Source organism: Tissierella sp. (assembly GCF_052089545.1).
In the GTDB taxonomy this organism is placed as follows: Bacteria; Bacillota; Clostridia; order Tissierellales; family Tissierellaceae; genus Tissierella_A.
Map to the genome: position 1 here is coordinate 1 of NZ_JBQDAA010000179.1, position 4,720 is coordinate 4,720.

General features: G+C 30.9%; 6 protein-coding genes. 5 read left to right on the forward strand and 1 reads right to left on the reverse strand.

What is annotated here, in order from left to right:
• The 3 genes from ACTHW2_RS10855 to ACTHW2_RS10865 all read left to right on the forward strand — a co-directional run.
• On the forward strand, positions 1-590 hold a 590-nt coding region (locus ACTHW2_RS10855; RefSeq protein ID WP_442263938.1), incomplete at its 5' end, for a phosphorylase family protein.
• Positions 591-624: 34 nt separating this feature from the next.
• Entirely contained in the window at positions 625-1,914 is a 1,290-nt protein-coding gene (locus ACTHW2_RS10860; RefSeq protein WP_442263939.1) for an amidohydrolase, read from the forward strand.
• Positions 1,915-2,048: 134 nt separating this feature from the next.
• Complete coding sequence (locus ACTHW2_RS10865) at positions 2,049-2,669, forward strand: YczE/YyaS/YitT family protein (protein WP_442263940.1); 621 nt, start codon at positions 2,049-2,051, stop codon at positions 2,667-2,669.
• 30 nt (positions 2,670-2,699) lie between these two features.
• Here ACTHW2_RS10865 and ACTHW2_RS10870 read toward each other — a convergent pair whose 3' ends face one another.
• Positions 2,700-3,584, reverse strand: a complete 885-nt coding sequence (locus ACTHW2_RS10870) for a D-alanyl-D-alanine carboxypeptidase family protein (protein ID WP_442263941.1) — start codon at positions 3,582-3,584, stop codon at positions 2,700-2,702.
• A 168-nt stretch (positions 3,585-3,752) separates the two neighbouring features.
• On the opposite strand from ACTHW2_RS10870, the gene vanR reads away from it, so the two are divergent.
• Both vanR and ACTHW2_RS10880 read left to right on the forward strand, forming a co-directional pair.
• Positions 3,753-4,451 carry a VanR-ABDEGLN family response regulator transcription factor gene (gene vanR / locus ACTHW2_RS10875; RefSeq protein WP_442263942.1) on the forward strand — a complete coding sequence of 233 codons (699 nt, stop codon included), beginning with the start codon at positions 3,753-3,755 and terminating at the stop codon, positions 4,449-4,451.
• A gap of 1 nt (position 4,452) precedes the next feature.
• On the forward strand, positions 4,453-4,720 hold a 268-nt coding region (locus ACTHW2_RS10880), incomplete at its 3' end, for a hypothetical protein (protein ID WP_442263943.1).

Consider the following 4,720-nt stretch of genomic DNA (forward strand, 5'->3'; position numbering starts at 1 on the left):
CATACAATGGACTATATAAAGGTGTTCCTCTTACAGTTACATCTCACGGTGTAGGTGCAGGAGGAGCTGCAATTGTATTTGAAAGTATGTATAGGGCTGGTGCAAAAGTTATAATAAGAGTTGGTACATGCGGTGGAATGCAAGATGGAATAGATGCAGGTAGTATAATTATAGCTACTGGAGCTTGTCGTGAAGAAGGAGTAACGGAGAAGATGGTACCACTATCTTATCCTGCCATTGCTGATGGAGAAGTAACCCTGGCTTTAACCCAAAGTGCGAAGGATCTAGGAGTAAAAGCACATAAAGGAATTATACTAACTCAAGCTCTTTTTTATGCTAGTCTTTTAGAATCAAAGGTAAAATTATATGCAAAAGCAGGTATAAAAGCTATGGAAAATGAAGCTGCAAGCTTACTTGTAGTCTCTTCACTACATGGAATAAAAGCAGGTACAATACTAGCTGCTGATGCAAAAGCTTTTGAATTAGTTGGAGTAGAAGGCTATAAGCCAGATAAATCTCTAGTTCATAAAGCAGTAGAAGATGAAATAAAAATAGCTTTAGATGCAATAATTAAAGTATCATTAGACTAATAGACTTTTAAATTTATAAAAAAGGAGTTTAAATATGCTTTTTAAAGATATAACTATAATAGACGAAAACTATGAAGAACAAAAACATATGAATGTTTTAGTTGAAGGTAAAAGTATAAAGTATATTGGCAAGGAGATACCAAAAGATTATAGGGGAGAAGTTTATGATGGAAAAAACAAGGTTTTAGCACCAGGTTTTTTTAATATACATTGTCATATTCCTATGGGAATATTGAGAGGCTACGGTGATGGACTTCCTCTACAAAAATGGCTTTTTGAAAAGATGTTTCCTTATGAAGATAGGCTGACAGAAGAAGACTGCTACTGGGCTGGTAAGCTTGGAGCTATAGAACTTATAAAAAGTGGTGTAGTTTCTTTTACAGATATGTATCTAAATATAGAAAATATTATCACTGGGATAAAAGAAAGTGGTCTTAAAGGAAATATTTCTCATGGAATTTCTGCTTTTACTGAATTTAAAGATTATAAGGAAATAAAAGGATTTAAAGACACAATTAGATTGTATGAAAAATATAAAGATATAGCCGATGATACTATAAAAATAGATGTAGGTCTTCACGCTGAATATACATCTAATGGAGATCTTGTTCGTGAGGTTGCAGCCTATGCAAAAGAAAAGAACTTAAGAGTTCACACACATGTATCAGAAACTAAAAAGGAACATGAAGAATGTAAAATGCGTCATGGAATGACCCCTACTGCATATTTTGAAAAAAATGGTCTCTTAGATCAGCCTCTTACAGCGGCTCATTGTGTTTGGATAGAAGGAGAAGACTTTGACATATTAAAAGAAAAGGATGTAACAGTAGCTCACTGTATATCAAGTAATCTAAAGCTGGGCAGTGGCTTTGCTCCTATAAAAGAAATGATGGAAAAAGGTATTAAAGTAGGATTTGGAACAGATGGAGCATCTTCAAATAATAACCTAAATATGTTGGAAGAAATGCATCTAGCTTCTATGGCAAATAAAGGAATAAATCATAATCCGCAGTTTATGACAAATCAAGAAGCTTTTAAAATGGCTACTTTAAACGGTGCTATGTCTCAAGGAAGAATGGATACAGGAAGTATAAAAGAAGGTAATAGAGCAGATTTAATAGTATTTGATTTTGATAAAGCTCATCTTCAACCAGTTCACGATGTACTTTCTAGTATAATGTTTTCAGCTCAATCCCAAGATATTTGTCTAAATATGATAGATGGAAAAGTTGTATATAAAGATAATGAACTTACAAGTCTAGATAGGGAAAGAATTATATATGAAGTTAAAAGTATAAACAAAAGAATTTTAACAGAATTATAAAATACTAGGGTAAAAAATACTAACTTAAATTTAAATTGTATTTAAACATTTTTAAATATATAAACTTGAGTTTACAACTTGGGTTTATATATTTATTATGTCTAAAATAGTAGTCTGTAAGGAGGTATGGATATTTGGAGAAAAATAAATCAAGTTTTTTAAAGAAGTTACTTATATTAACTTTTGGTGTCACCATTATGAGTTTTGGCATCTCTTTATATTTAAAGGCAGGATTTGGTACTGATCCTATCACAACATTTACAAATGGTAGCTCAATATTTTTAAATATTAGTATAGGAAGGGCATCACAGCTTACCATGAGTATAATACTAGCAATTATATTTTTTATAGATAAAAAACGTATCGGTCTAGGTGCATTTTTTAATACCTTCCTTACAGGGGAACTCTTAAATATGTTTATGAGACTACCCATGGAAAGTTCAGATCTCTTTATAAGATCTTTACTACTAGCGGCAGGAATTGTCTCTTTTGGTTTTGGTGTAGCCTTATTTATAATTTCAGACCTTGGGGCAGGACCGGTCGATATAATAATGTCTATGATTGTAGATAAATTTAAAATAAGTTTACAAAAATCTAGGATAATATTGGATATTATTTTAGTTATAGTAGGCTATTTACTTGGTGCACCCTTAGGAGTAGGAACAATACTTGGAGTTTTATTAACGGGAACGGTTATAGCTAAGACACTTGAATTTGAAGAAAACTTTCAAATATTAAAGGTAAATAAAATTTAATCTTAAAATAGGCATTGGATAATTGTATGCCTATTTTATTTCTTCAAAAACTCTAATTGTATCTTCTATATGCTTATTGCTTGGATTGCTAATATCATTTAACGATGACCCCATAACTACCCCAATATATTCTATACCATCTTTTATAACAAGAGTTGCCCAACACTGGCCAGCTTCATAAGTTGTTCCAGACTTACCACCTATAATTTCAAATCCATTTTGTGATAATCCGTGGAGTTTTGAAAGAACAGTAGAATTTAATAAGATTCCATCAGGGTGGTCTAATGTAGAAATAGTTTGGAAAGTTTCCTTGGTAAAAATGGCACGGAAATGTCCATTTTCTAAAGCATAATCTAGAAGTTTCGCCATATCGTAGGCAGTGGTATACTGTTTTTTATTATGAAGACCTTCTGGATTTGTAAAATTGGTATCTTTTAATCCAAGTTCACTTGCCTTATTATTCATAAGCTGGACAAATTCATCAACACTTCCTGCAATATTAACAGCTAAAGAGTTAGCAGACTCTCCACCAGAACTTAAAATTGTCCCATAAAGTAAGTCTCTATATGTAGTTTGCTCATTTGCATAAAAGCCAGCCATAGAAGAATTATTATTTACCATCTCCCGATAGGTATCTAAATCTATTGGGGCAATAGTTGATAAATCTTCTATATGTTCTAATGCTACTATAGTTGTCATAATTTTAGTTAAAGATGCTGGATAGGCTTTAGATTTATGGTCTTTTTTAAGGACTTCATTTTTATCCTGTCGATTTAATACATATACATGATCACTATCATAATTATCTCCAAATATAGTAATGCTCCCACCGAATCTTTCTTTTATAAATAAAACTCCAAATATTAAAGCTACAACTAGTACAAATAATTTTACGATTTTCCAAATTTTTTTCATCTTTATCCTCCATAACAATATAAATCACTTAACTCTTAATATTATAATATCAGAAAATATATCACTATATCTCACTTTTCTATAACTAAAGTCTTACGATTTTCTTACATCTTTTTCTATTACTTTATTAATAAGAAAAATTGTGACATAATATAGGAAAGATAAGGAGTGGGAAACTTGAACATACTTATAGTTGATGATGAAAAAGAAATAGCTGATTTAGTAGAGCTGTATTTGAAAAATGATGGATACACTGTATATAAATTTTATAATGGAAATGATGCTTTAGATTGTATAAATAAGGAAGAGTTAGATATGGCTATATTGGATGTTATGCTTCCAGATATAGATGGATTTAAAATATGCGAAAAAATAAGAGAAGAATATTTTTATCCTATTATAATGCTTACAGCTAAAGTTGAAGATATGGATAAGATAATGGGACTTACGATAGGGGCGGATGACTACATAACAAAACCATTCAACCCCCTAGAACTTATAGCGAGGGTAAAAACACAGTTAAGAAGATATAAGAGATACAATAAAAAAGAAGAGATAGGCAACACTGAATTTGAGATAAGGGGTCTTAGCATAGATAAAGAAGGTCATAAAGTGATGCTTTTCGGAGAGGGGATTGTCTTAACTCCTATTGAATTTTCGATACTGTTTTATCTAGTAGAAAACGTGGGTAAGGTAGTTTCATCTGAAGAATTGTTTGAAAAGGTTTGGGGAGAAAAATATTTTGAAAACAGTAATAACACTGTAATGGCTCACATTGGAAGACTTAGGGAAAAGTTAAAAGAACCCCATAGGAATCCTAAATTTATAAAAACAGTATGGGGAGTAGGTTATAAAATTGAAAAATAGAATGAAAAATTTTAGAAGAGATTTATCTCTGAAAATATTTAGAAACTTTATAACCACTGTAATAATATTTTTTGCATTAACAGCATTATTTTTATTAATAGGATTATGGGGTGTTCGTCAAAGAACATGGTATGGCTATGAACCTTTATTTCCACTTTATAGTATTATATCAAGAAATACATTTTTAATGATTATAATTATATATTTATTAGTGTTTTTTGGTTTTTTTATTTACTTCTGGTTTAGGGTTTTTTCCTTTTTGGTAGTGG

Bases quoted from the DNA above. Each gene is read 5' to 3' on its own strand.
- ACTHW2_RS10860 (WP_442263939.1), top strand. From the start codon at position 625: ATGCTTTTTAAAGATATAACTATAATAGACGAAAACTATGAAGAACAA.
- ACTHW2_RS10870 (WP_442263941.1), bottom strand. From the start codon at position 3,584: ATGAAAAAAATTTGGAAAATCGTAAAATTATTTGTACTAGTTGTAGCT.